This is a genomic window from Mesorhizobium sp. M4A.F.Ca.ET.020.02.1.1 (assembly GCF_004022645.1).
Taxonomy (GTDB): Bacteria; Pseudomonadota; Alphaproteobacteria; order Rhizobiales; family Rhizobiaceae; genus Mesorhizobium.
In genome coordinates this window covers 1-991 of the sequence record NZ_RZOI01001196.1, presented here as the reverse complement: position 1 = coordinate 991, position 991 = coordinate 1, and the positions used below count along the sequence as shown (strand labels likewise).

General features: G+C 64.3%; 2 protein-coding genes. Both read left to right on the top strand.

All coding sequences use genetic code 11. The features are described from left to right. The coding region (locus EN742_RS36010; RefSeq protein ID WP_148670571.1) for a DUF4173 domain-containing protein at positions 1–541 on the top strand (541 nt) is incomplete at its 5' end. Positions 542–544: 3 nt separating this feature from the next. Continuing rightward, the coding region (locus EN742_RS36005) for a response regulator (protein WP_128333942.1) at positions 545–991 on the top strand (447 nt) is incomplete at its 3' end.

Below are 991 nucleotides of genomic sequence, written 5' to 3'. Positions count from 1 at the left end.
CATCATGCTGGTCATCTCCTCGATGCTGAGGCTCGATCTCTATATCGGCATCTACGCGCTGACCTATCTGCGCATTGCCGCCTTCGTCTGGATGGGGCTGGTGGCGGCAGGGCTGGCGCTGATCATCGCCCGCATCGCGCTTGGAAAATCCAGCGAATGGCTGCTCTCCGCCAATCTTCTGACGTTATCGGCGACGCTTTATGTGTGCTGCTACGTCAACTTCGCCGCGCTGATCGCCAACTACAATGTCGACCATTCCTACGAAATGAACGGCCCCGGCACCAGCCTCGACCTTTTCTACACGAGGTCTCTCGGCCCCGCCGCGTTGCCGGCACTCGACCGCTTTTTTGACCATCAGAAGAAGGTGTTCCTCGCCGACAAACGCGATCCGGCTGACGCCTTCACCGAGGCCCGCTTTCGCGACGAGCAGAAAAACTGGCGCGCCTGGAGCTTTCGCGACTGGCGGCTTTTGCGCGCACTCGACAAAAGAGGTCCGCTCGTGGTTCCTCCCGGGTATCAACCCGCGATGCCGGACCTCTGATCGATGCCGCACAACATCCTCGTCGCCGACGACGATCCGCATATCCGCGAGATCATCTGCTTCGCGCTGGAAAAGGCCGGCATGAGGACGCAAGGCGTCGCCGATGGTGCCGCCGCCCTGCAGGCGATCGAGCGGCGCGCGCCCGACCTCGTCGTGCTCGACATCGGCATGCCGGAGATGGACGGGCTGGAGGTGTGCCGCAGGCTGAGGCAGCGATCCGACGTGCCGGTGCTGTTTTTGTCGGCGCGCGACGAGGAGATCGACCGCATCCTCGGGCTGGAAATGGGCGGCGACGACTATGTGACGAAGCCGTTCAGCCCGCGCGAGCTGGTCGCCCGCGTCAACGTCATCCTGCGCCGCGCCCGCCCGGCGTCGGCCGAGGCCGAAGAACGGCAGTTCTCGCATGGCGGGCTGGTGCTCATGCCGGCGAGCCACGGCGCCAGCTTCGAC